We start from the raw sequence: 25,792 nt of genomic DNA on the forward strand, positions 1-25,792 counted from the left end.
AAAAAAATAATATACCTAATATTACCATATTTCCCTACCCGTAGGTGAGTAAAAAAGCTGCCGGTCACACAGGCAGCCTTTTTACTCATTAGATCCCATAATAATGGTGTTATAGTATGTTATCGTTTACATGTTTTTTAAAAAATGATCCATAAGATCATTATCATAACCATTACTTTGATGGAACAAGGTGTGGCATTAAGATTCTATTCTGTACAGAATCCGCTTCACCGTTTAACCGTTTAATTAACAAATCACCAATCGTTTCCCCAAGCTCCTGAGGATTTTGCATTATGACAGATAGATTATGATGAAACAAAGAAGAAAATTCTAGATTGCCGAATGAAACCACTTCGATGCTTTCCAGCGGTATACCCAATTCTTGCAAACCCAAATAAACACCGAAAGTCATTTCGTTATTTGCTGAAAAAATAGCAGTTGGGCGATCAGGTAATTGGCTGAAGTACCGAATAGCTTCAATACCCGATTCTCTGGTGTAATCACCTTCAAACATGAATTCATTCGTTGGCGTAATCCCCGCTTCTTCCAACCCAATAATCGCGCCTTGCCTTCTTTCCCTTGCGGTACTAATCGTTTTTGGACCATTAATAATACCTATTCGCGTATGCTTTTTCTCCAGTAAATGCTCAATTGCAGACTTAGAGGCGTAAATATTGTCTTCTGTTACTGTATCCAGTTTTAAATTGGAAAAACGACGGTCAGCCAAAATGACATGTATGCCTGAATCACTGATTGCCTGAATTTGATCCCTGTTCTCACCGGTACCAGCAAGAATGAGAGCCTCAACTCTTTTTTCCGTCAGAAATTCGAGAGCTTCCCTTTCTTTCTCAGGATTCTCTTCGGTGTCGATAAAGAGTAGATGATAGCCTAGTTGGAAACAGCGATGCTGAATCGTACGGGCAATTTTCATAAAATAAGGATTCGCCATATCAGGCAGAACAATCCCCACACTGCGTGATTTTTCTTGTTTTAAGCTTCTGGCTATCGCATTTGGTTGGTAGTTAAATTTGCGGATGACTTCCAACACCTGCTGCTTGATATCCTCACTCACATAACCGGAATTGTTCATAACACGCGAAATCGTTGCTGTGGACACCCCTGCTTCTTTAGCTACATCCTTGATTGTCATTTTGACCAAGAGGATCCATCCTTTACATCAGAGTCATCGAGTCGATTCTCCATGTTAACGTTACCACATTAATACTATCTGGAGAATTTCGTTTCGTCAATAAATGAAGACTAGGAACCCTTAGGTTTTCGGCGGATCAATTACGGTTTTCAATCAACTTGGCTGTTCTTAACAACCTTTGCACCAGAACAGCCGTTTCTGCTCTTGTAATGTTATTCTGCGGCTGCAAGCCTGCATACGATCCGTCGACAATCCCATGTTGAACTTATGCAGAAACCGCTTGTTTAGCCCATGGAGCAACCGACGCGCCATCTATGAATTTAGACAGAATGGACTCCACATCTGAGGCCTAACAACAGTTTCCATGCCTGTAAACGTCCTACGGAAATGAAGGAAGAGAGCAGCAGCAATAAGGCCGTACTTAAAATAAAAACCGATTTCAAGCGAAATGCATACAATGACCCCTTTCTAAATTTGATGTTCTAAACTAAGTATAAAGGTTGTGAAATACGCAAATAAGGAGAAAAAATTTGGCGTGGTGGATTTTCTTTTGATCGATGAATGACCTTAACTTACATAGTGTGGTTAAAAAAACAACAAGCGAGGCCGCAAGCAGCGCCTCACTTGTTGTTTAGTATCTCAGCAATAATTATTTGTTCTTATTTACCGCCAAATTGTTTATAAACGTCTGCCGCATTTTCTTTCGTAACTTCCAAAGTATCCAACGTGATGGACTTTTCGACTTTCTCACCGTTTTCCAAAATTTTAATAGCGTTATCTATAGCGTCTTTACCGCCTGTTGGGTAGACATAAGTTGCCGTTAGCCTGCCTTCCATAACGGCTTTAATCCCTCCGTCCGGAGTAGGCAGCGCATCGATCCCGATGAATTTCATTTCTGTTTCACGTTTAGCATTTTTAGCAGCAATGAAGGCTCCTTCAGCCGCTGGATCGTTATGACCGTAGACGATATCGATTTTTTTGTTTGCTTGGAGAATGGATTCCATGACTGTGATGGATTTATCTTTTAACCAATCGCCATTTTGGGAAGCAATGACTTTGACATTCGGATTACTCTTAATTCCTTCCATGAAGCCGTCATGGCGTTCCTGTTGAGGCGTCGCACCTTCAAGCCCTTTAACTTCAACAACATTACCGCCTTTGTCGCCGAGAATCTTCGCAACGTACTCCCCTGCTTTTTTACCGATCAGCTTATTATTGCCGCCGATATACATGGTATAAGCGTCGCCTTCCACTTTTCTATCCAAGACGATAACCGGAATGCCTGCATCGTACGCTTTTTTCACAACGGCTGTAAGCGGCTTTGCTTCATTCGGGGAAATAATAAGCAAATCAATTTTTTGTTGAATAAAATTCTCGACATCGGCAATTTGCTTGCTGTTATCTTGTGCTGCATCGGCATACACGACTTTTAATTCCGGATGTTTGGCAGCTGCTGCAGCAATCTGATCATTCATAGCCACGCGCCAAGGCTCGCCTAAATTCGCTTGCGACATCCCGATCAGGTAGCTTGATTTCTTCTTAGGCACTTCCGACGCCTTCGCAGCTGTATCCGCAGTTGTTGGAGCAGGCGTTGTTTTACTGGAAGTCGTCGTTGAACCGCTGCCGCAAGCACTTAAGGAAATTAACACCATTACCAATAGGAAAGACACGATCAGGTTATTCTTTTTCATGAACATAACACCCTCTCAAATTTGTTATTTTTTTCTTTGCAGCACGACGGCTGCAATAATGATTAAACCTTTGACAACCATCTGCAAGTTATTATTCACGTTCAATAATCCAAGCATATTATCGAGCACGCCCAAGATTAGAGCCCCGATGACTGTTCCAGGAATCGTTCCGATCCCTCCAGATAAGCTGGTTCCTCCGATTGCGACTGCCGCAATTGCGTTCAATTCATAGCCAATACCGTCATTCGGGCTGCCTTGGTTCAACTGAGCAGCGTGAATGAGACCGGCTACTGCCGAAAGGACGCCGCAAATCGTAAATACGGCGATCTTAACTCGATCCACACGAATGCCGGATAAACGGCTTGCTGTTGGATTTCCGCCGATCGCATACACATATCTTCCAAATCGTGTATACCGCAGAAGTACGGTAAATAGAACGCTAATCATAACAAAACAGATGGCTGGAACTGGAATGCCCCATACACGTTCACTCAAAACCGAATAGGCAACTGGCGCTAAATTTGCTTCTTTGCCATACGAAATCGGAATGCCGATACCTCCTGACCAGAAACGGGCTATCCCTCTCGCAATGCTCATCGCAGCCAACGTGACGATGAACGATTGGATGGATAATTTCGTGCTTATCGCACCGTTAAACATTCCGATCAGGGCGCCAATGATCATAACGATGAGCACCGTGCTTAAAGTTCCCAAATCCTTATGCATCATAAGATCTGCGGCTACCGTAGCCGTAAGACCCAATATGGCGCCGACGGACAAATCGATTCCTGCCACAAGAATGACCAGGGTCATACCTACGGCAATAATGCCATTTTCCGAAATCGAGCGGATCACATTGGCCAGATTGGATGGGTTCAAAAATAAATATTCCCCGTCCCTAACGCATAAAACGGTCGCGAGCAGAACGATGGCAACCAAACCGAAAACGCTTTGGAACCTCTTAATCACCTGAAACGACGTTTTACGGTTCCACCGGATATCCTTCTCTAGGTTTTTGTTGTTCAATTTTTGCAAAGACATGCCGGTTTACTCTCCTTCCCTCAAAGTCGCTGCGGCTAACAATTTTTCTTGTGTTGCTTCCGAATTGCTAAATTCACCTGTAACCCTGCCCTCGCAAATCGTAATCATTCGATCACACATCCCAATCAATTCAGGAAGCTCAGACGACACCATGATAATGCTTTTACCTTCGTCCGCAAGCTTATGAATGAGCTGGTAAATTTCAGCTTTGGCTCCCACATCGATTCCCCTTGTCGGTTCATCCAGAAGCAATATATCGGGATTGATCATCATCCAGCGCGCAAGAACTACTTTTTGTTGATTGCCTCCGCTTAAATTCCCTACATGCATCATCGTGTTTTCCGCTTTGATCTTTAAATTGTCCATTTGAATTTGGCAAAGTGCTTCTTCATCTCCAAATCGGAGCATAAACCAACGGCTGAGCTGCTTAAGCAGCGGTAGCGTCATATTTTCGCCAATCGGACGTCCAAGAACTAACCCCTGCCCTTTGCGATCCTCCGTGACAAAAGACATTCGATAGCCGATGGCCTCTTGAGGACTTCGGATTTGAATCTCTTCGCCCTTCAATAGAATGCGTCCTTCCGTTTGCTCAGGAAACATGCCGAACAAGCACTCCAATATTTCCGTTCTTCCTGATCCCATTAACCCAGCTATTCCAAGCACCTCTCCTTGGTGAAGCTTAAAGGAAATGTTAGTTAACCTTTTCTTTGCGCTTCCCGCAGGAGGCTGAAATGCCAATTGATCTACTGACAGCATCTCCTTGCCTTGCTTCATTCTGCGGCTTGGATACAAATCGGATACGGAACGTCCCACCATCATCTGAATCAATTCGTCTTTCGTAACATCACTAGTTTTGACGGTTGCGATATATTCGCCATCCCTCATGACTGTAATGCGATGCGTAAGCTCGAAAATTTCTTCCATGCGGTGGGAAATGTAAATAATGGAGACCCCTTCCGCTGAGAGCCTTCGGATCACTTGAAATAATTTCTGGGTTTCGGCTTCACTAAGCGCAGAAGTTGGCTCGTCCATGATTAAGATGCGGGCGTTAAGAGATAATGCTTTAGCAATCTCAATTAATTGTTGCTCGCCCAAACGAAGCTCTTTGATTCGGGCCGTCGGCTTTATATCTAAATCGAGCGCCTCCAAGTATGGCATTATCTCTCGATTCATTTTTGGAAAATCAACGAAACCCATCTTCGTCCGCGGTTCTCTACCGAGGAAAATATTTTCGGCTACCGTCAACTCAGGTACAAGCTGCAGCTCCTGGTGGATTTTGGCGATGCCTAAATTTCTCGCATCTACAGGAGAATGGATGACGATTTTCCTATCCTCCAGATAAATATCCCCTTCATAAGTCCCTACCGCCCCTTGCAAAATATTCATGAGCGTCGATTTGCCCGCACCGTTTTCACCCATGAGTGCAAGCACTTCGCCTTTTTTCAGCTCTAAGTTGACCCCCTTGAGCGCTTGTACATTCGAAAATGATTTACGAATCTGATCCAAACGAAGTAATGTCCTGTGTTCTTCCATTGTTTCACCTCCTACTCTTGCCTTAAGCTGATTATAGGCGGAGAGGGCAATTGAAGTATTTACGAAAAAACGCCATTTTTGTTCATTTTACGCAATAAAAAAAACAGCTATCCGGATATTTTCCGAATAACTGTTATTTGCTGCTTCCATTCGCTTGGACAAACTCATTTATATTTTCTCCGGTTACCTTGGTGCTGCTGAGTGTAACTCTTTTAGGTATATTAGCTTCATGATTCAGTATTCGCAGAGCTGACTGTATGGACTCTTTCCCTCCTGTGGGATAAATGAACGTGGCTTGCAGCACCTTTTGCTTTACGAGCTGAAGCCCACCCCATTGGCCTGGCAAACCGTCGATCCCAACAAACTTGGTCTCCTTCCTGCCTATAGATTCCGCTGCTTTATAGGCCCCTAATGCCATCGGATCATTATGTGCAAAAACCACATCTACTTGCGGCCACTCCAGCAGCTTGTTCTTCATCATATCTTCGGATTTATCACGCAGCCAATCGGCAGTGACCGATCCGACTAGGTGTATCTTGGCATTACCCGCAATCGTTTCCCGAAATCCCTCGCTTCGGTCTATCGCAGGTGTGGAATCAAGAAGGCCTTTGATTTCCAGCACTTCCCCTCCTTTGTCGCCCAGCAGCTGTTCGATGAATTGTCCTGCCATTCGGCCGATTAAGCGGTTGTCTGCACCGATGAACGTCGTATAATCTGTACTTTCGATTTCACGATCCAATACGATAACCGGGATTTTACGATAAGCCGTTTGGACAATAGGCGTAAGCGGCTTCGCTTCGTTAGGCGAAATAATCAATAGATCAATGCCCTGATTCATTAACTTTTCCACATCGCGAATCTGTTTCTGGCTGTTCTGCGCAGCATCCGTGAAGATAACGCGCACTTCCTTATGCTTGGCGGCTTCCTCCTGAATTTCACGATTCATACTCACTCGCCAAGGTTCTCCCAAATTGGCTTGGGACACGCCAATCAAGTATTTGACTTCTTCCCCATCATTCTCAGATTGCGAGCAACTAGTTAAGAACAATAACACCACTGCAAGAATGGCTAACCATTTGAATGCGTAATTCACTTGATTCCGCCCTTTCGATATTCGATAGGAGATACGCCAAGCACCTTTTTAAAAGCAGTGCTGAAATAATGCTGGCTGCTGTACCCGACCTGTTCTGCGATTTCGTATATTTTCAACGTTGGATCGTGGAGCATACGAATAGCCTGTTTAATGCGAATCTGCGTCAGGAAATCAATAAAAGACACACCTATTTCCTGCCTTAACAACCGGCTCAAGTAAGCAGCGCTGATCTTGATAGCGTCAGCTGCTTCTTGCAGTGTAAGATCTTCCCTAACGTAATGATCGCGGATATATTTTTGTGCGAGCATCACTATCGGAGTTGCACTGCTTTCTTTCACAGCTTCTTGAATTAACTGTTCATAAGCCAGAGGGACCTCTCTCACGCCTGAAATCTCGGCTTTGTAATAAACGACTACCGTGGTTTTAACATAACGCTCCACTGCGGCTGTAATCGTTGCTGAGATATCGCCATAGCTATTTTTTCCGTCGAACGGCACGATAGCCATGATATTATCTTTACGATCTCGAAATACAGTACTGCAACCCCATTCGCGTACGATATCTTCCACCACATTTTGTACAGCAAATAAGAGCAGCAGTCGATCCCATTCCTCCGATTTTTCTTGGAATTGCATGTTATCGATTGCCTTGACCAAAATCATCCCGAAAGAAGCCTCTAATGGCACCTGCAAAAAACCAAGCTGTTCCTTTACTTCGATTTCCGTTAGATGTCCACCGATCCAATCGTTCATAAAGCGTTCTTTTACAAACGGAAGATGCTTGGTTACCTGCTGTGCAGCCCAATCCATGTATTTCTTCTCCGTAAGCCGTTCCTTGGCTGCCATCAGCACTGTGTTCAATTGCTCCTTCGATACCGGCTTCAGCAAATAATCAAATACCCCAAGTTTGAGTGCCTGTTGAGCATACACAAATTCATCATGGCCGGTCACCAGAATAATCAATGCATCAGGCAAAAACGATTGCAGCTTTTCGACAAACGCGAGTCCGCTCATCAAAGGCATGCAAATGTCAACCAACAAAACATCAGGCCTTACCGCTTCTGAGATCTCCAGAGCCTCCATACCGTCCTCGGCTTCGCCAACCACTTCCATATCGAGAAATGACCAGTCTATATTTTGCCGTAAACCCTTGCGTATTTTGGGTTCGTCATCGGCGATGATTACTTTCCACATCGTTCACTACACTCCTTCTGAGCGGATACCAAACTTCTACTTGGGTGCCTTCCCCGATTGTGCTATTTATCCGAACGCCATAGTTATCTCCGTAAACGAGCCGGATCCGTTCATGTACGTTAAATAAGCCATATCCTAATGATTCTTTGCCTGCATGCCTGCCAGACAGCACAGCCTGCAATTCCATTAATTGCGTGGAGGGAATGCCCGCACCATTATCCGAAACACGTAAACAAAGCTTATCATCGACCTTATGCACCTTGATCTGAATATGCCCTTCTCCGCGCCGTGCCTTAATGCCGTGATAGATGGCGTTCTCCACTAAAGGCTGCAGAGTCAGCTTGAACACCATTTCCTGGCTGACCTCGGGTTCGACGTAAATTTCATAATTAAGCTTATTCTCATAACGTGCTTTTTGGATAAACAAGTAACTTTGGATATGCTCCATTTCCTCACTTACGGGAATCGACTCCCTGCCCTTGCTTAAACCGATGCGAAACAGATTCGTCAGTGCCATAATCATCACAACTACATCGTCCGCTTTTCGTTCTTGAGCCATCCATTGTATCGTATCCAGCGTGTTGTAAAGAAAATGCGGTTTGATTTGAGCTTGCAAAATTTTAAGCTCCGCTTCCCGTTTGCTCTTCTGTTCTTCATAAACAAGATCGATTAAATTGCGAATTTCAATAATCATGTTATTGAAGCTGCGTCCGAGTTGGCCAATTTCGTCTTGGTTCGCACTCTCGAATTGAACGGACAGATCGCCGGCTTCCGCGCGTTTCATAAGCTTTCTCAGCTTACCAATCGGTTGAACAATCGAACGGGTAAAAAACAAAGCGGTCACTACAGCCACAATAATGGTCAACCCGCCTAAAACATAAGAAATCTTTTGAAGCTTTGTCACATCTTTCAACGTTTCATTTAATGAAAAGACACCGACCGTTTTCCATTGGGTGAAGTCGGATAACGTATATATAATTTGATACCGCTCATTTCGAATGGTTTTGACGATGGATTGTTCATCCGATTGTCGCATCCAAACCGCTCTTACCCGATACACAATTGGATTCTCTGGCGCATAAACAATTTCTCCTAGAGCATCTAAGATATAGATGAATCCGCTTTTCCCAAGGGTCACGCCACGGATCACACTTTCGATCGTAGCCAGCTTAAAATCGATCAGTACCACTCCTTGAAAAGCGCCTGTCTCCGGATTTGCAATCGCTTGCACAACAGAAAGCACGTCGTCAGGACTATAACTCACTAACGTCGTAATATTTCTGCCGATCGGCTTGCTGATAAGCTGTAGTTCGCCAGGGTGTTCCATCGCCTTCTTATACCAGTCTTCGCTTGTCAACGGATCTCTAGAAACACGAAACATTTCATTGCTAATATCCATGTCGTTCTCATTCACAATAATAATCCCTGCAATTTCTGGATGTATGGATGTTAAACTGCTAAGCAACCTTCTCACTTCAGTTTCGGTAGATTGTCTCCGCTCCGATGAAACGCTGGGATTCGTATTTATAAATTGAATCGCATTCGGGTCTAACGAAATTATTTGGATGCTCTGTTTCACGCTTTGCACATAAAAATCAACATTTTTCTTCACTTGATCAATCATTTGAGTAGTATGGTTGTTGGCTTCATCTTCAAGCGTTTGGACCGAAACTAAGTTACCGATAATCCCCAACGTAGCAACAGGGAGCAAAATTAACGTTATAAAATAAAGCAAAAGTTTAAACCGCAATCCTTTTCTTTTAAACAATTGGAACAACCATTTCAAACAAACATCCCCTTTTCAGAATAAAGGCACAATGGTGCGGGATGCTCCACGGGCTTTAGACAGTTCCAATTTTGTGGTAGAAATATCTACAACGACAAGCTCCGAAACACCCGAATGCACTAAAGTCTGGATCAATTGCTGACCCATAGCACCCGCACCTAAAAGAATTGCCCTATCCCCGGCTTTCACACCTAGCCTATTCATAGCGTGGACGACACAAGCCATTGGCTCAATGAATGCCACCTCGGCAAATGACATACTTTCGGGATCTTCACAACGCACCGTACATTGATTCCCCTTGCCCGTTTTGCAATTATGGCATTGACCACAAAAAAAGAGAGGGATCTGCACTCACTCTGTCTCCTTCGCACAGTACTTAGTTTTATCTTGTATGTTATCGTTTACATGCATGTACAAAAAAAATGATCCCTATAATCATTATACTAACCCTTAATGCGATGGAACAACGACCGTAAATGCGAATAACCGCAGCCTTCATGGATGAAAGCAGCGGTTATTCAATTGTTTCATAATCAATAATCAAAGCATGTTTTCAAATCATTCTGATTGAAGGTTAAAATATCAGCAAGCGGTAATCTTTTAGCTACAGGCAAAATAATGGGATGATCTTTATGTGGCTCCGTTTGATACCAATAAGCTGTACTGGAGTAATCATCACTCCGATGATTATTATGTCCATGCTCGATCGTCACTCTAATGGATGTGTCGAACATCACAGGATCTTCAATGTGGAAACGGTACGCTGAGATTTTGCCTGACCAGTTCGGCCCTCCACCAAGTATAAGACCGTGATTCGGCGTACATTGTTCCTGCTGCGGGCACCAGGCCGTGTTGAAATAATCCTCCATCCCCGTGCCGTGGAGTGAAGGGGGCCATGGTTCCCCATCAATGAAGATCATGTCATCCCCTTCTCCGTACCAGTTCCATTCCCGCGTCATACGCAAGTTATGAATGTTCAGGTTACAGCCGACATAGTGGCCTTTACCAACCGCATCCAACATCACATAGTTGCCGTCGCCCGTTATATTTTTTCCGCCAAATTCAAACAGTGCATTGGAAATGCTATCTTCGATACCATCCGTAAGTTCACGGCGCCAGATGGCATGAAACCTAAGATCACTGTCGATTGGGAACGCATATTGCTCATAATCGATATAGTAGTAGAATTTGATCGGTTGATCAGCATCGGATTCGACCTCTATTCTGGCATTTCGGCCAAACGGCATCGGGAAGAAGCAATTCAGCGCTCTTCCATCTTCCGGACTCATCGCAAGGGGCGCAGAGCTGAAGTTTTTTGTGATGCCGTGACCCATGCCGAAAAAATCGCCGATAGGAGCCTGTACACTTGGATTCTCTTCCCCATCCCAATACATCTTGAGTACGACTTTTCGGTGCAAGTATGTTTCTATCGCAGCGTCGTCAAGCGGTGCCATTGTCATCCAGATATGAGTAATACAGCCGGAGCCATCTATATCGAATATTTTGATTTTTTCTCCTGGGTACAACTTGCTATAGTCACGATTTCCTCCCGTTGTATCATAGCTGGAAACCCTTTTGCGTTTTCCTTGTCGAGTGCGGTACAAATCTCTTAACGATGATCCTAACATGGTCAAATCAGCTCCTTGTTGTAAGTAGCCGGCATCATTTAATACCGGTCATTTTAATGCCTTCCACCAAATATTTCTGCATGACGAAGAATAGTAAAAAAGTAGGTAATGCGGCAATAACGGCCGCAGCAAGCACAATGTTCCACGGCGTCACGTAGCCCCCGCCAACTAAGTTAGCCAGTTGAACCTGAATAACCCACATGCTCTCTTTTTGCGTAATGATGAGCGGCCATATATAGGAATTCCAATTAGCCAAGAAAAATCCGATGGTTAATGGGGCAATGATCGGCATGGAAAGCGGCAAGGCGATTCGGAAAAACGTCCCTGCCTGAGAAAGCCCTTCTATGTAGGCTGCCTCTTCCAGTTCCTTAGGAAATTCCCGATAAAACTGACGGAACAGAAAAATTCCATAAGCGTTAAAAATGGCAGGAATAATCAAACCGGCAAAAGAGTTGGTCATGCCTAAATTTTTCGTAATTAAATACAAGGGCAGCATGATCACAGCAAAGGGAATCATTAACGTACTAAGCATCCAAGCGAAGATCACATTTTTCCCAGGAAATTGAAAGCGAGCAAGCGCATATCCGGACATCGCATGGAACAGCATAGCAACCGCAGTCACGGTTGTGGACACAATCAACGAATTCATAATCGATCTGAGCAAATGCGATGATGTGACGGCCTCTTTGAAGTTGGGAAACTCAAATTCCGTCGGCCACAGCTGAATATCGAAGATATGAGTTTCCGAACGAAAGGAGCCTATAAATAGCATGTAAATGGGAAAAATCATGGCGATCCCGACAATGATCGAAACCGTCGGTAGTATGAATCGGTTCATTATTCTCATAGTAGCACCGCCTAATCTTTAGAAGAGAAAAATTTAAGTTGTATCATCGAAAATGCGAAAACAATCAGGAACAAAACAAACGCGAGCGCGGAAGAATACCCCATATTCAACATTTGGAACGCTTGTTTAAAGATATAAAGTACGCTAACCTCCGTTGAATCCATCGGTCCGCCTTTTGTCATAACGATGATATGGTCGAAAATTTGAAAGGACGCGATCGTGGTGACAATCAAAATAAACGTATTCGTTTCCCGCAATAAGGGGAATGTGATATGCCGAAAGCTTTGAAAGCGGGTTGCCCCGTCAATATGGGCCGCTTCGAAATAATCAATCGGAATTTCCTTGATAGCTGATAGAAAAATAGTCATGTTATATCCGATGTTGATCCATAACAATGTCAGAATGACGCAATAGATTGCCTGTGTAGGAGAACCGAGAAATTGTTGTGTTCCGATACCGACAAGAGAAAGCAGTTGATTGGCAAGGCCGTTTCTCGGATCAAGCAGGAACATGACAATGATAGCTGATATGACCGATGTGACCGCAAATGGTAGTAAAAACATCGTTCTAACCACGCCCACCGTCTTACCACGAAGCCCATTCACTAATAACGCGGAAAGCAAAGCGAAACAGAATAACAAAGGCACATAAATAACACTAAACAGCAAGGTTCTGGTTACCGAATGCCACCACTGATCGTCCGAAAGTAAGGTTACATAGTTCTGAAACCCAACATACACTTTCGGTGATAACGCGTTCCATTCATGCAAACTTACATAAAAAGCATATAAAATCGGTATAAAAACAAATATCATTAATCCCAAGATATTGGGAAGCAAGAAGCTGTAAGCCGTAACCCATTCTTGAATCATGCGGGCATTGCTGCGTCTTGGAGTCACTCTTTACCCCTCCCCGAATTGAAAAGGGAGACCGTCTTGCAGTTTTACGGAGCAAGCCGTCCCCCTCCCCAGAATCCTGTTATTTCTGTTTGCTTAGAATATCCGTGATTTTCGCATCAACGGTTTTGGCAGCGTCGGCACCTGACATTTTACCGAACATGACGTACTGCATGGCATCACCAACTGCATCAACCACTTCGGACGGATATCGCGGTTCTGGGATAGCGGAGTTATAAATTTCTTCAGTGAACACTTTACGCAAGCCTTTGTTATAGATGTCCTTACCTTTTTCGACTACGGATTTCCGTGGGGAGTAAGCGAACTTCACTTCCGTACCCCATTTCAATGCATGGCTGAGATCCGATGAACCGAATGCCCACATCACGAACTTAGCTGCTTCAGCCGCATGCTTGCTTTGCCCGTTGACAGCCATTTTCCAACCGCCTGCATCCGTTGCCGCTTTGCCTCCTGTAGGAGTCGGGATTGGAGCTAGACCGATCTGAACGTCCTTATATTTTTCTTCAATTCGATTGATGGCCCACGTTCCGACAATTTGCATAGCCGCGGTTTTGTTGCCCAAGTTATCAATTTCCCAAGGGCCGAGCTGCAGTTTTTTCGGAGACAGACCTTCTTTAAAGAAGCTTCCCCAGAAATCGAGTGCTTTTGCCGTCTCTGGTGTGTTGAAAGTAGATTTGGTTCCATCAGCACTCAGCACGTTACCGCCTTGCTGCCACAGGAACGGATACCAGATAAAGTTAAAGTACGGGCCTTTATCCGGCGGGATAATCAGACCGGCTACCTTATCAGTTGTCAGTTTTTTCGCAGCGGCATGGAGTTCATCCCAAGTCTTCGGCACTTGCACGCCTGCCTTATCCAGCATTTCCTTGTTATAGTAAAGACCTAGCGTTTCCAATTCAAATGGCAGAGCCATGATCTTGCCGTTATACGTCACAGCATCAAGAGATGCAGGAAGGAAATCCTCTTTAACGCCTGGCGCGAAATCCGGAGTCAGATCTTTCATTAAACCGGATTTCGCGAATTTCATGAAATCACCTGGGCTGATCATGTAAATGTCTGGACCTTCTCCGCTGGCAAAGCCAGTAGGAAGCTTGGTAGTTGTGTAGGAAGCTTGATCATAGGTTGAATACTCGATTTGCACTTGATCTTGTGATTTGATGTACTCATCGATCAAATCTTTGAAGAACTTACTCTCGGCTTCGGTGTGCATGTCCCAGAAAGCCAGCTTGACTTTGTTCTTGGCAGCGCTTGTATCCTTGGCGGCTTCCGTGCTTTTCGGTGCAGCGTCGCCTGCTTTTTGCGTGTCCGTTGTCGAGGATCCGCAACCAAGTTGTAAAACAAGTGCAGAGCTAATCGCCGTAACCCCTAACGTTTTCCATTTCCGTTTCATCTGTTGTATCCCCTTTCATTTCGTTTACATCTTGAGTATAATCCGGGGGAACAGCTGTACATAACGAGAAATTATTTAGTTAGGTGGACTATTTTTGGATTTTGGACAGGAAACGATCGATCTTCTCATCCATGCTTTGAACCACTTCTTTGCCGGATACCCCGCTGTACAATATGCTTTGCAATGACTGGGTAAATGTCCGGTTGATTTCTTCCGGATATTGCGGCTCCATCCGCTCCGTACCGAAAATTTCATTGGTAAAAACCTCTCGCAGACCGCGGCGATAATAGTCGGTTCCAGCTTCCATGACGGACTTGCGCGGGGAATAAGCAAACTTCACATCGCTGCACCACTTGAGCGGTATGCTCGTATCGCCGGAAAAAGCCCACATCACAAACTTCGCAGCTTCGCTTGCATAATCGCTTCGCGAGTTCACCGCAATTTTCCATCCGCCTGCAATCGTGAGACGGTTCCCGCCATCCGGTGTCGGCAGAGGAACGACACCGATTGGTTGATCGGCATACTGCGTCTCCAACATGCGAATATTCCACGTCCCGCTTACCTGCATCGCCGTTTCACCATTCGTCAAAATGCCAATATCCGTTGCCGGCCGTGATGGCTGCATATTAATTAACCCCTGACTGACCATACTGTGGAAAAAATTATACATGTTTTCGCCTTTCACTTGGCTCAGCCCGGAATGCTTGCCATCCTCCGAGATTAAATCGGCACCGGTTTGCCATAGAAACGGAAACCAGGAGAAGTTCTGGTAAACACCACCGAACGTTTCTATCGTTAAACCGCTTACATGTGATGTTCTCAGCTTCTTCGCCGCTTCCATCATCTCATTCCAGGTTTTGGGAGGAGTTAGATGCTGCTTTTGAAACATCGATTTATTATAAAATAGCCCCATTAATTCTGTTTCAATCGGAACCGCATAAATCGTATTGTATAGAGTAACGGCTTCCAGCGCCGTCGGGTAGAAATCCTCTTTCATTGTTGGCGTAAAATAGGAGGTCAACGGCATTAACATGTTGACATCCGCGAGCCGCTTGATCATAGGCGATGATACAAAAAAGATATCCGGACCTGTTCCGGATGCGAATGAAGCGAGCAGCCGCTCCCCTGTAAAATAATCATCGCTGGACACGTACTCCACCTTGATCTCAATGTCTGGGTGCAGCTGCTGATACTGCTTGGCAAGTTCCTGCCAAAACTCAAACTCCTTAGAAGTATGAAATGACCATAAGCGAAGCACTGTTTTAGGTGCACTCGCATCCTTGCTTGGTCCTGTCTGCGAACGAAACAGCTTGTCGAGTTCAGGTGATTTCGTTGTCGTGCTTTGCTCACAGGCAATTAGCAGGCCGAACACAAGCATTAAAAGCAGCAGCTTTCTGGCAAGCTTTCCCCTTAGCGATATTGTTTTTTCCATGTCAATCCTCCTTTCGGAAGAAAAATTGCCGATATTCCACAGGGGTGACACCCATTTTCTTCTTAAATAATCGCGAGAAATATTTTACTTCTTGATAGCCTACCATCTGTGCAATTTCATACAGTCTCAATCCGGAATCCATCATCAGCGTTTTCGCCTTCTCCATACGAAGCCCTGTTAAAGATTCAACGAATGAACTGCCGGTTTCAAGTTTAAAATAAGTACTAAAATAACTTGGATTCATCTGGACATGACGCGCTGCGTCTTCTAATGAAATGTCTTGCGAATAGTTCGATTGAAGAAAAGACAGCGCCTTTTCGATCGTCCGATTCTGCTTTTGTGTTTTATTCCATTCCATAGACAAAATACAGGATTCAATCAGTTTTTCCATAAATTCAACATACTCTTCGAGTGTAAAGTTCTTGTCAAATAAATCGATCGGACGAGCCAAATTTTCAATCACAAGATCGTACATTTTTTGTTCATAGGTCAAGCGAATAACGGAGGATACCAATTGCAAGCAAAATCTCCGAAACAACCGAAATGAAACGTTCCTTTGTTTGACCGTTTCTATGAACTCGGTCAGTACGAGCGAAAATTGATCAGATTGACCGCCTCGAATCGCCTTGATGAGCTCCATTTCCAACCCGTTCGGATAACCAACCTCAATGATGTCCTCCATTTTCAAGTCATCGTAATCGCTTATCGTTCCACACCCGTAAAGCCATTTATTTTGAAGGGCTACGCGTGCATGCTGCAGAATTCCCGGCAATTCGAGGTAAGAGTCGGTGGCGTCGCTGATCCCGATGGAAATCGATATTTTGAGCCAGCGGCGGACTTCCTCGATGCTTGTTTTGGCTAACTGTCTCGTATCGTCTTCATTGATGGTGAGAAAGAACAATTGAGCACCGCTCACGAATAAAAAATGGGAATCCGAGTTTGCTCTCATACCGGTAACATCCTGGACAATATTACGAACGGCGAACAAGACCAATTGTCTGTCCCCCCATTGATCCTCGTTGATCAGTTCATCAATGAGATCCACTTCGATGACCATGATCCGAAACGTAGAAATATCGATAGGGAATAAAGGGCTGAGCAGCTTCGGAGGCTCTTTCTCCTCCTGCAGTCCGAGCAGCCAATCCTTCCACAGCTTAGAGTAATTCGGCCGACTGGAGCTGGTCTGAGACACAGCTGGAAACAATTGTCGGTCCTGCTTCACTCTTCTCAGCACACTCTCGATGTCCTCAGGCTTCAGCGGCTTTAACAAATAATCGAAAGCGCCATATTTAACCGCCGTTTGTGCATATTCAAAATAACCGTATCCCGATAAGATGACGACATGTACTGGATATTCCTTCAAATGACTAAGAAGATCCAACCCGTTCATATGCGGCATGCGGATATCTGTAATAACTAGATCAGGCATCTCTTTTTTGACCGCCTCCAGCGCATCATACCCATTCTTGGCTTCACCGATCACAATCCAATCACTGTCAAGCTTTGGAATTAGACTCGTTAGACCTCTGCGAACTCTCGGCTCGTCATCTACCACTAAAACCTTGTACATGTTGATCTTCCCCCGTTGTGTCTTAACGAATATAAGGCAGGACAATGGTGACGATGGTACCTTCGCCGTAGACCGAATATATCGTCGTCCCGTAGGTCGGCCCATACTCCATCTTCAACCGCTCATCCAAATTGTAGATGCCGATACCATGGCTTCGGCGTTCTTTAATTTGTTGAAGCTTATCCGCTGAAATTCCGCCGCCGTTATCTTCAACGATGACCGTAAGCTTCATCCCTTCTTCATTTCCAGCGCTCTGGACCGTGATCCGAATGACGCCGCCCGTATCGATATCCTCCATGCCATGTATGATCGAATTTTCTAAGTACGGTTGAAACAGCAATCTCGGAACTTTTAAATCCATTGTGTCTATTTTCACATCAAAGAAGACTTCAAATTTATCTTCAAATCTCATTTCTTGCAAATAAGCATAATTTTGCGCCCACTTTAGCTCCTCTTCGATCGTAACCAACTGTTCGCCCGGCTTAATGGCATATCTCATAATATCGCTAAGAGAGGTAATCATACGGCTGATTCGGCTTTGGTCATTCTCAATCGCCATCCAGTTGATGGCATCAAGTGAATTGTAGACAAAATGTGGATTGATCTGAGCCTGAAGCGCTCTAACCTCAGCTTCTTTTTCCTTACTGGAAATCAACCTGACTTCCTTAATCAGGTCGTTTATTCTTCCACGCATTCCGAGAAACGCGGCCTGCAACATGCCCATTTCATCTGAAGATTGGGTTAGCTGCGCCATTTCGAAATTGTCTTTTTGAATATGCTTCATCGCCAGTGCCATTTGACGGATCGGGCGTGTAATATAATTCGATGTAAAGGCAGCCAGCACAATGAATAAAGCAGCGAAGGCGACAACCGTTGCTGCCAGAAAGCGCTTCAGATCGTTGGTTTGTGCGTTCAAATCGGATTGTGGTACAAAGGAAAAATAATACCAGCCGTTATAAGCGGAACGCAGGAAGGTGCCCCGATAGGAACTGCCGTTAATTTCCTGGGTAAAGTGTCCGTCTTCCTTTTGGTCCAATTGTTTAAAGAAAGGATAAGTCGATAAATTAATGCCGTAGGCATCGGGATTCCGGTTCCAGATCAAGTTGCCTTGATGATCCGTAATTAGTACTACGCTATTGGGGCTTACTTGAACGTTATTAATGATCTTATCCAAAGCATCAATCTTTACGTTAGCAATTAAAGTGCCTAACGATTGTAGAGAATCATACACATCCTTGACCTGCATGCCTACAGCAAAATAATGCGAAGGCTTCGAGTTGTACTGGTTTGGCGGAAGCTCATAGCTTGGCAGCCAAACAGCCCGTCCGGTACCTAAAGAAATGAAGCGATCCCACATCGGATGATCTTGGTAAAATTGCGTAAAAAGGTTAGGTCCTTTAAAATCACCGAAATACGTGGCTTTAAGCGTGAACAAATAGATGGAATCCAAATCATCCTTCCCTCTCAGGAAGTCGCGAAGAAAGCGATTCACGGAATCGTCGCTGAGTGGTATCTGATCACCTGGCTCCGTTTCATATGAATCACTGATTTGTTTAATGATATCTTCATGTTCATAAATATCATTCAATTGGGATTCGTATCCCTTGAGAAGCTGGTTAACGTTTTGATTGACGAGTGTGAGTACCTGCAGCCCCTCTTTATCCGTCCTTTGTGCCACAAGGTCTTTGGAACTCTGGTAGAACAAGATGCCAAATATCATGAGCGGCGATAAAATAAACAACACGAGAACAATCATTAATTTCGTCCGCAGATTCCAAGTTTTCAGGAACGATAGATGCATGGACCGCTTCTCCAATTCACGTAGTCTTTGACAAAAGTATACCATAAGCTGTCTGGAGCGCAGTCAGAAAAATCATCCATCTCCATCTGCTAGATGAAAGAAAAAGTGCTTTACACCTTAGTAGGTAAAAGCACTTGCAGCATGTCTATAAATTTCTGATTCGTTTCATATTTTTCATAACGCTATCTACATCTTTACCGAATATATCATGAAGCCTTTTATATTGGTTATATAAGTCCTCATAAATCTTAACGTTCTCAGGAATCGGCAATACGGTCTCTTCTTTGACCCTGGCCATGAACACGGCCGCCTCTTGAAGGGAATTGTAACCACCCGCCTCAGAACCGGCTACTACTGCGGCAAACATCGCTGCACCGATAGCAGGAGTTAAATCAGTATCGGACAATGTGATCTCCATATTGTTCACATCCGCGTAAATCTGCATGAGAAGCTTATTGCGTTTCGGCAGACCCCCGCAAGCATACAGTTCATTTACGTCCAAACCGCCCTTGCGGAAAGCTTCTACGATTGTGCGCGTACCGAATGCTGTGGCTTCGAGCAGCGCACGGTATATTTCATGCGGCTTCGTACTGAGTGTCATACCGAGCATCATGCCGGTCAAGTCTGCATCCATTAAAGTAGAGCGATTGCCGTTGTGCCAATCCAGCGAGAGCAAGCCGCTTTCTCCAGGCTGCAGGTGTGAAGCCTTTTCCTCTAACAGCTCATGGATGGAAATGTTTCTTTGCATGGCTTCGGCTTCCATATATGCCGGTACTGACTCGTCAACGAACCATCCGAAGATGTCGCCGACAGCAGATTGTCCGGCCTCGTAACCAAACAAACCTGGAATAATGCCGTCCTCCACAACACCGCAAATGCCCTCTACGGATCGTTCTTCCTCGGCAAGCAGCATGTGGCAAGTGGATGTACCCATCACCATGACCATCTTCCCCGGAGAAACCACGCCTACGGCTGGTACTGCGGCATGCGCGTCAATATTGCCCACTGCGACTGCAATTCCTGGGCAGAGATTCATTTGTTCGGCTATTTCCGGTAACAAGCTTCCGGCCAAGCTTCCGAGTGGCGATACCTCACCACGCAGCTTCGTCGCATATAAATCTGCAAAGCCGGGGTGCAGTTGCTCCAAAAACTCGCTGGATGGATATCCTTCGTTTTTGTGCCAGTTGGATTTGTACCCGGCTGTGCAGCTGTTTCTTTTCAACTGGCCGGTCATTTGCGCGACGATCCAGTCAGCGGCCTCAACGAATAAATCCGCCTCCGCGTAGACTTCTGGATCTTCTTTTAATATTTGCAAGCTCTTCGCCAGCATCCACTCCGAGGATAGCTTCCCGCCGTAACGCTGCAGCCACCGTTCTTCGCGCGCTTCGGCCAGCTTATTAATAGCCGTCGCTTCTTCTTGCGCCGCGTGGTGCTTCCATAGCTTTAACCATGCGTGGGGCCGTTCCTTCCATGCGTCTTTCAGGCAAAGCGGCTGAAACTCCGCATCCACAGGCAGCATGGTGCAAGCCGTAAAATCGATGCCAACGCCGATAACTTGAGACGGATTGATCCCTGAAGCTTTGATCACCGCAGGTACGGATGTGCGCAGCACTTCCAAATAATCTTCCGGATGCTGCAAAGCCCAATCGGGCTTCAGCTTCATACCATTAGAGGGGAGGAATTCATCAATCACGCCATGTCGATATGGAGTCACGTACACAGCTTCCTCGTGACCACTCTGAATATCGACGAGCACCGCGCGCCCCGATTGTGTACCATAGTCAATTCCGATTGTAAAAATCCTGTTTGCTGTTGGCATAGGTACCTCCTTAGAGTTTTGCTTTAGCAAAACTTTCTTCGTAAGCGTAAGCTAGTTATCGATATAACGGTCCGAAGTTCGCGCATGCGCGGAAATCGGCACCCGTAGGTTCCATCACGCCGAATGCGGTCCACGTGCTCGGACGGAAAACGCGATCTTCCGGAACGTTATGCATGCAAACCGGAATGCGCAGCATAGATGCCAGCGTAAGCAAATCGCCTCCTATGTGGCCGTAGCTGAGCGCACCGTGATTGGAACCCCAGTTATTCATCACTGTGTAAACATCCTTGAACACACCTTCTCCTGTGATGTTCGGAACGAACCATGTAGTCGGCCATGTTGGATTCGAACGTTGGTCGAGCTTGTCATGAACGTCATCCGGGAGTTCAACCGTGTAGCCCTCGGCAAGTTGAAGAACGGGGCCAAGCCCTTTGATCAAATTGATTCGAGCCATGGTAACCGGCATTCCTTCGCGTGTCGTATAGTCGGTGGAATATCCGCCTCCGCGGAAGAAGTCAACAGCCGGGCACCACTGTGTCGCTTCCAGACACTGCTTCACTTCGTCCTGCGTGATTTCCCAGAACGGCTTCATGGCAGGCTTTCCGTCTTTCTCTTGTCTACCGGTTCCATCCAGTGCCGCCGGGCCGGAGTTAATGAGATGAATGATTCCGTTTGCTGCCGTTCCGGTCAGCTGATGGCCTGTTACGCGCTTCACCGCATCCGGACTCCAGTATGTGCGCACATCAGCGAAAATTTGCGCCGCATCGGTCAAGAGGTGACCGAAAAGCATCGTAATTCCGTTAAGCGTGTCATTCTCAGTCGCAAGCATGAACGGTTCGCGTATGCCGTTCCAATCAAAAGAGCTGGTCAGAATCGCTTCCATGAAGTCACCGTTCGGGAAGTGATCCGTCCAAGCTCGTTGGCCTTGGAATCCCGCTGCTATCGCATTACGGCCGAGCGCTTCCTCGCCGTAACCCATTTGTGCGAGCTTCGGATTGCCCACCATCATGTCACGGGCAATGAGTGTCATTTTCACTACAGTCTCCCAATCGCCTTGTTTCTGCTCATCTGTCCTTGTCAGATGAGGCGGGTTCACATCATGCCCGATTTGACAGTTCTCTTTGGTCCACCCAAGGGCTTTCTCAAACTCATCTTGATCATAAATGCCGCGATCCATTCTACGCACGAATTCGCTCATATCCACGTATTCATTTCTCATGCCCAAGTAGTTTTGGAAGAAGTTCTCGTCCACAATACACCCTGCAATTCCCATCGATACTGATCCCAACGATAGATAGGATTTCCCCCGCATCGTTGCCACGGCAAGACCCGCTTTGGCGAATTGCAGCAATTTGGCCTGCACATCTTCAGGGATAGAGTTGTCTCCCATATCCTGTACATCTTTGCCGTAAATGCTGAATGCAGGCAGCCCTTTCTGGTTATGAGCGCTTAATGCTGCAGCCAAGTATACGGCCCCAGGGCGTTCCGTTCCATTAAAGCCCCAAATCGCTTTGGGCATATGAGGATCCGTGTCCATCGTTTCAGTCGGGTAGCACCAGGAAGGAGTTACTGTGATCGTTACCCCGACGCCCGCGCGCGCAAACTTTTCCGCTGCCAGTGCAGCCTCCGCAACACCGCCGATACAAGTGTCAGCAATTACGCATTCCACATCCAACCCGTTCGAATGTTTCAAATGGTCGGTCAAGAAACGAGCCACTGTAACAGCCATATCCATCGTGACGTCTTCTAATGACTCACGAATCCCGCCTCTTCTTCCATCTATGACAGGACGAATACCGATTTTAGGCATAGAACCTTGTAAACGATTCTCAACTTTAACATTTTCCATGATTGATCACTCCGTTTTTTTGAAATTTGTGTGTTACTGGTCATCTGATGTAACGATACCTTTTCTTATCATTACGTTGGCATATAAGGCACTTTCACCGGTAGCCACTACCGCGTAAGCATTTCTGCATCGCTCATAAAAAGCGGAACGTTCCAACGCCACGATTGGAACAGGTTGATTCGCGGCTCGCTGAACAATTTGCTTGTAATCTTCCCAAATGCCAGGCACAACAGGGTCGCCGGGATCTACTTGCATGACGGTGACTGCATCAGCTGACGTATCGAGAGGAAAAAGCTTAAGCACAGCCTCAAGAAACGCGGATATTCCATGCCCGTCTGCCCTTACTAATCGCTTGGCGCAACTGGCCGCAGGAAAATTGCCGTCGCCTAGAACCAGTTCATCCCCATGTCCCATCTCCATGAGAATTTTAAGCATCTCGGGTGATATAAGACTCGGTATCCCTTTTAACAAGATTCTCAACCTCTCTTCTTACAGCAACAAGGATCTAATTTACTAATATGTAATCGATTACGTAATCGTTTACATACATTCTAATTCCACAAACCTTCGTCTGTCAACCACATTTTGCTTATTCATCCCACGCATTTTTCGAGAACAAAAATAGTCTCCCCTGCCTAAAAAATTTCCCGTTACATTTCCACTTTCGTTGCACTTATACTTAAATATTCGCGGGTTATACAACAAATGCAAAGAAAACTTCATAATCCTCCGTTGTTTTCATGTACCCAAACACAACCAACCACCTTTAAGGACATGAATAGTCCGAACAGGTGGTCTGAATTGTGCCTTCATAGTTTGTAACCTATCTATTTGCTATATCCTGTCTATGCCTAGCTCAGCCAAACGATCCGTCCCTTCGAGCCACATCGTTAAATGACCTCCCGTTCATCATTCCCTGGCAGTTCGGGGAAACTCGCATGAGGCTCCGCCTGATACCAGAACACAGTCGAAGCTATATCGCTTTGCTGTGGCAAATATCTTCTTCCGGACCGCCAGCCCAAATCCTGGATCGTCACCTTTAGCTCCCGCTCGAAACGGATCGGATCCATTACATGCCAGCGATACATGCCAAAGCGCTGCTGGCTGCGGTATAGACCGTCAGGCTTAATGACCTGGTGCATTCCCAGAAATGGTGTCGAATAAGTGCCATACTGCCCCTGTGGTTGCTCCCAATTCCAAGCCCCGCCAAAGTAATCCTCGGTTCCAGTACCGCATATCGTCGGGAATTCGTCATCACCGTCCATGTAAAATTTAATTTCTCCTTCTCCCCACCAGCCTGTATTGTTGACTTGCCAAGCCAAGTAAGTACCTACGTAATGACCTTTGCCCTTCACGCCGTCGATAAGCGTATGAACCCCTTTATAAGGTACAGGGTTGCTTCTTCTCCATTGCGCATGCAAATAAGCCATGTCTGCCGGTACTTCAGTCAACGTGTAGTCGACTTGGTAATACAGGACGACCTTATCCGGTTCAAGGTTTTCAATAGTAATCTTGGCAGATTTGCGGAAAGGCATTAACCAGTAGCTGTTCATTCCCCCTGCTGGATTGACAGCTATCGGAATCGAGTTGACATTACATCGTTCTTGCCACCCATTGCAAAAAAAGTCGCCGAGCGGGACTTCGATTGAAGGCTCCGTCTCCTCGTCCCAGTACATGCGGATAATGAGGTTGCGCCAATGGCTAGGGAAGCAGGTTAGCCAAATATGCTGAATGGCTCCAGGCCCTTCGATTTCCGCCATTGTAAAAATTGAACCAGCCTTAATCTCTACAGATGGGGACAACTTCCAGCCGACGCCCAAATCCCGTGCGCAATCGGCGCCCGTTCCATCTACCGCCATGCCCCCCTTTCCATTGTCGCCTTGAAAATTCTCCGCACTAATTGATCGCGTCTTGGCATTCGATAATCGTGCTAAACTTCCCATCCCCATATCCAAACCATTAAACATAACCATCCAGTCTCTCTCCTATCCGTTATTTAATTAAGTTCTTCATAAATTTAGGTTCGCCTCTTGCTCTCCACCTGTTATCCCTTATATAATGTAAACGTTTACCGTAATAATATTATCAAGTTTGCCTGTCCTTTGCTTTGGCCATAATTGTTAAAACATATCCATTCTTGCTTTATTGGAGGCGAAGAATCTCATGGAAACTGATAAAAAAAATCTCTTCATGCATCTTTCACCCAACGTACGCAGAGCGTGGAACCATCGTGTACCCGAAATGAAATTGAAATCAAGGATTATTTTCGATTATGAGCTTTTGTATTTGGAACGAGGCTTACTGAGAGTCCGAATTGAAGAAACACTATATACACTTGAGCCCGGTGATATCGTTCTTTTTAAGCCGGGGAAGGAGCATGAATTTCTAGGATCTACAGGTGAGAGTTGGATGCCACACATTCACTTTGATGTGCTGTACTACGACAATTTTGAAGATGTTCCCATTAATTTCAAAAGTAAGACAGAATGTCTGGAATACGAGACTACCTTGATTCGTCCGGACGTTCTCGGCAATATTTTAAACATTCCCGATGTCATCCGGATTAAGAATCATAACGAGGTTCATATAAGCCTGGTTCAATTGATTCATGCCTATGAAAGATGTGTTACGGATTTCCCAATTCTTCAAAAATCCCTAACGCTTAGAATCCTGTATCTCATTTTGAAAGGTCTGGAGCCGACCGCTAGTTCTCCGTCTATCCTTCATCAGACCGCTTTAGAAAACACCGTAACACACATCAAAGAAAACTACGACCAGCCTATCAGCCTTGATGATTTATCAAAATTAGCCTGTCTGAGCGTTTACCATTTCTCGAGACTGTTCAAGCAAAAATTCGGACTCTCGCCCCATCAATTCCAAATGAAATACCGGTTTGAAAAAGCAAAGGAGCTCATGATCTACAGCCAGCTTTCCTTGACATCCATCGCAGAAAAGATCGGCTATAGCAGTGTTTTCGCCTTTAGTAAGGCTTTCAAACAATCAGAAGGTATATCACCCAGGCAATTCATGCAGACGTTTCCAGGTATCTAGT

At 45.4% G+C, this 25,792-nt stretch carries 20 protein-coding genes and 1 pseudogene; 1 reads left to right on the forward strand and 20 read right to left on the reverse strand.

Annotation, left to right across the window (positions count from 1 at the left end; translation table 11 throughout):
• Window positions 1-172: 172 nt before the first annotated feature.
• From ASD40_RS11340 to ASD40_RS11430, 20 genes and pseudogenes are all read right to left on the reverse strand, one after another.
• On the reverse strand, window positions 173-1,150 hold the full coding sequence (locus ASD40_RS11340; protein ID WP_235549226.1) for a LacI family DNA-binding transcriptional regulator: 978 nt from the start codon (window positions 1,148-1,150) through the stop codon (window positions 173-175).
• 136 nt (window positions 1,151-1,286) lie between these two features.
• Window positions 1,287-1,406 (reverse strand): annotated as a pseudogene (locus ASD40_RS39370) (hypothetical protein); the annotation flags it as partial.
• A 403-nt stretch (window positions 1,407-1,809) separates the two neighbouring features.
• Window positions 1,810-2,841, reverse strand: a complete 1,032-nt coding sequence (locus ASD40_RS11345) for a substrate-binding domain-containing protein (protein ID WP_057303445.1) — start codon at window positions 2,839-2,841, stop codon at window positions 1,810-1,812.
• A gap of 24 nt (window positions 2,842-2,865) precedes the next feature.
• Window positions 2,866-3,882: an ABC transporter permease gene (locus ASD40_RS11350; protein WP_057303401.1), complete on the reverse strand. Its 1,017-nt coding sequence runs from the start codon at window positions 3,880-3,882 to the stop codon at window positions 2,866-2,868.
• Window positions 3,883-3,888: 6 nt separating this feature from the next.
• Window positions 3,889-5,415, reverse strand: coding sequence for a sugar ABC transporter ATP-binding protein (locus ASD40_RS11355; protein WP_057303402.1), 1,527 nt, complete (start codon window positions 5,413-5,415; stop codon window positions 3,889-3,891).
• Window positions 5,416-5,548: 133 nt separating this feature from the next.
• Entirely contained in the window at window positions 5,549-6,508 is a 960-nt protein-coding gene (locus ASD40_RS11360) for a substrate-binding domain-containing protein (RefSeq protein ID WP_063870763.1), read from the reverse strand.
• A complete protein-coding gene (locus ASD40_RS11365; RefSeq protein ID WP_057303403.1) occupies window positions 6,505-7,701 on the reverse strand; it encodes a response regulator transcription factor in 1,197 nt (398 codons plus the stop codon). Before ASD40_RS11365 ends, ASD40_RS11360 begins: the two co-directional genes overlap by 4 nt.
• A complete protein-coding gene (locus tag ASD40_RS11370; RefSeq protein WP_057303404.1) occupies window positions 7,676-9,487 on the reverse strand; it encodes a cache domain-containing sensor histidine kinase in 1,812 nt (603 codons plus the stop codon). The genes ASD40_RS11365 and ASD40_RS11370 overlap by 26 nt, the downstream gene beginning before the upstream one ends.
• Before the next feature lie 15 nt (window positions 9,488-9,502).
• On the reverse strand, window positions 9,503-9,769 hold the full coding sequence (locus ASD40_RS11375; RefSeq protein ID WP_156389972.1) for a hypothetical protein: 267 nt from the start codon (window positions 9,767-9,769) through the stop codon (window positions 9,503-9,505).
• A gap of 251 nt (window positions 9,770-10,020) precedes the next feature.
• Window positions 10,021-11,115, reverse strand: a complete 1,095-nt coding sequence (locus tag ASD40_RS11380; protein WP_057303406.1) for a glycoside hydrolase family 172 protein — start codon at window positions 11,113-11,115, stop codon at window positions 10,021-10,023.
• 34 nt (window positions 11,116-11,149) lie between these two features.
• Entirely contained in the window at window positions 11,150-11,962 is an 813-nt protein-coding gene (locus ASD40_RS11385) for a carbohydrate ABC transporter permease (RefSeq protein ID WP_057303407.1), read from the reverse strand.
• Between the two features lie 11 nt (window positions 11,963-11,973).
• Window positions 11,974-12,861, reverse strand: coding sequence for a carbohydrate ABC transporter permease (locus ASD40_RS11390; protein ID WP_200957398.1), 888 nt, complete (start codon window positions 12,859-12,861; stop codon window positions 11,974-11,976).
• 79 nt (window positions 12,862-12,940) lie between these two features.
• Window positions 12,941-14,269: an ABC transporter substrate-binding protein gene (locus tag ASD40_RS11395; protein WP_057303408.1), complete on the reverse strand. Its 1,329-nt coding sequence runs from the start codon at window positions 14,267-14,269 to the stop codon at window positions 12,941-12,943.
• 88 nt (window positions 14,270-14,357) lie between these two features.
• Complete coding sequence (locus ASD40_RS11400) at window positions 14,358-15,701, reverse strand: ABC transporter substrate-binding protein (protein ID WP_057303409.1); 1,344 nt, start codon at window positions 15,699-15,701, stop codon at window positions 14,358-14,360.
• A 1-nt stretch (window position 15,702) separates the two neighbouring features.
• Complete coding sequence (locus ASD40_RS11405) at window positions 15,703-17,271, reverse strand: response regulator transcription factor (protein ID WP_057303410.1); 1,569 nt, start codon at window positions 17,269-17,271, stop codon at window positions 15,703-15,705.
• Between the two features lie 22 nt (window positions 17,272-17,293).
• Window positions 17,294-19,072, reverse strand: a complete 1,779-nt coding sequence (locus ASD40_RS11410) for a cache domain-containing sensor histidine kinase (protein WP_057303411.1) — start codon at window positions 19,070-19,072, stop codon at window positions 17,294-17,296.
• A 145-nt stretch (window positions 19,073-19,217) separates the two neighbouring features.
• Window positions 19,218-20,891 (reverse strand): ribulokinase, encoded by a 1,674-nt coding sequence (locus ASD40_RS11415; protein ID WP_057303412.1) that lies wholly within the window; start codon window positions 20,889-20,891, stop codon window positions 19,218-19,220.
• 55 nt (window positions 20,892-20,946) lie between these two features.
• Window positions 20,947-22,740: an L-fucose isomerase gene (locus ASD40_RS11420; RefSeq protein ID WP_057303413.1), complete on the reverse strand. Its 1,794-nt coding sequence runs from the start codon at window positions 22,738-22,740 to the stop codon at window positions 20,947-20,949.
• 33 nt (window positions 22,741-22,773) lie between these two features.
• Window positions 22,774-23,211: an RbsD/FucU family protein gene (locus tag ASD40_RS11425; RefSeq protein WP_057303414.1), complete on the reverse strand. Its 438-nt coding sequence runs from the start codon at window positions 23,209-23,211 to the stop codon at window positions 22,774-22,776.
• 419 nt (window positions 23,212-23,630) lie between these two features.
• Window positions 23,631-24,713: a glycoside hydrolase family 172 protein gene (locus ASD40_RS11430; RefSeq protein WP_057303415.1), complete on the reverse strand. Its 1,083-nt coding sequence runs from the start codon at window positions 24,711-24,713 to the stop codon at window positions 23,631-23,633.
• Window positions 24,714-24,903: 190 nt separating this feature from the next.
• On the opposite strand from ASD40_RS11430, the gene ASD40_RS11435 reads away from it, so the two are divergent.
• A complete protein-coding gene (locus tag ASD40_RS11435) occupies window positions 24,904-25,791 on the forward strand; it encodes a helix-turn-helix domain-containing protein (RefSeq protein WP_057303416.1) in 888 nt (295 codons plus the stop codon).
• The last annotated feature ends 1 nt before the right edge of the window (window position 25,792 follow it).

This window comes from Paenibacillus sp. Root444D2 (assembly GCF_001426375.1).
GTDB lineage: Bacteria > Bacillota > Bacilli > Paenibacillales > NBRC-103111 > Paenibacillus_E.

Excerpts from the sequence above, each read along its gene's own strand:
- ASD40_RS11400 (WP_057303409.1), bottom strand. The coding sequence starts at position 15,701 with ATGGAAAAAACAATATCGCTAAGGGGAAAGCTTGCCAGAAAGCTGCTG.
- ASD40_RS11350 (WP_057303401.1), bottom strand. The coding sequence starts at position 3,882 with ATGTCTTTGCAAAAATTGAACAACAAAAACCTAGAGAAGGATATCCGG.
- ASD40_RS11340 (WP_235549226.1), bottom strand. The coding sequence starts at position 1,150 with ATGACAATCAAGGATGTAGCTAAAGAAGCAGGGGTGTCCACAGCAACG.
- ASD40_RS11430 (WP_057303415.1), bottom strand. The coding sequence starts at position 24,713 with ATGGTTATGTTTAATGGTTTGGATATGGGGATGGGAAGTTTAGCACGA.
- ASD40_RS11365 (WP_057303403.1), bottom strand. The coding sequence starts at position 7,701 with ATGTGGAAAGTAATCATCGCCGATGACGAACCCAAAATACGCAAGGGT.
- ASD40_RS11435 (WP_057303416.1), top strand. The coding sequence starts at position 24,904 with ATGGAAACTGATAAAAAAAATCTCTTCATGCATCTTTCACCCAACGTA.
- ASD40_RS11415 (WP_057303412.1), bottom strand. The coding sequence starts at position 20,891 with ATGCCAACAGCAAACAGGATTTTTACAATCGGAATTGACTATGGTACA.
- ASD40_RS11355 (WP_057303402.1), bottom strand. The coding sequence starts at position 5,415 with ATGGAAGAACACAGGACATTACTTCGTTTGGATCAGATTCGTAAATCA.
- ASD40_RS11395 (WP_057303408.1), bottom strand. The coding sequence starts at position 14,269 with ATGAAACGGAAATGGAAAACGTTAGGGGTTACGGCGATTAGCTCTGCA.
- ASD40_RS11385 (WP_057303407.1), bottom strand. The coding sequence starts at position 11,962 with ATGAGAATAATGAACCGATTCATACTACCGACGGTTTCGATCATTGTC.
- ASD40_RS11345 (WP_057303445.1), bottom strand. The coding sequence starts at position 2,841 with ATGAAAAAGAATAACCTGATCGTGTCTTTCCTATTGGTAATGGTGTTA.
- ASD40_RS11420 (WP_057303413.1), bottom strand. The coding sequence starts at position 22,740 with ATGGAAAATGTTAAAGTTGAGAATCGTTTACAAGGTTCTATGCCTAAA.
- ASD40_RS11405 (WP_057303410.1), bottom strand. The coding sequence starts at position 17,271 with ATGTACAAGGTTTTAGTGGTAGATGACGAGCCGAGAGTTCGCAGAGGT.
- ASD40_RS11410 (WP_057303411.1), bottom strand. The coding sequence starts at position 19,072 with ATGCATCTATCGTTCCTGAAAACTTGGAATCTGCGGACGAAATTAATG.
- ASD40_RS11380 (WP_057303406.1), bottom strand. The coding sequence starts at position 11,115 with ATGTTAGGATCATCGTTAAGAGATTTGTACCGCACTCGACAAGGAAAA.